General features: G+C 34.9%; 1 pseudogene. It reads left to right on the forward strand.

The features are described from left to right. Positions 1 to 241: pseudogene (locus SH09_RS14070) on the forward strand (DDE-type integrase/transposase/recombinase); the annotation flags it as partial.

Here is a 241-nt window from a genome sequence, read left to right on the forward strand (position 1 = left end):
GCATAATGATAGAGGTTGTCAATATACCAGTATTCCTTATAAAACTATGTTAGATCAATTCGGCATCAAACAAAGCATGTCAAGACCTGGATGCTGTATAGATAATGGACCTATGGAAGGGGTATGGGGAACTCTAAAAAGTGAGTTATTTAGAGGAGAAAAGCATGCGATATTCGATAATAAGTCTTTAGCAATCGAAGCGATTGATTCATTTATAGAGTTTTTAATAAAGACCGTCTTA

Source organism: Staphylococcus gallinarum, from assembly GCF_000875895.1.
Lineage (GTDB): Bacteria > Bacillota > Bacilli > Staphylococcales > Staphylococcaceae > Staphylococcus > Staphylococcus gallinarum.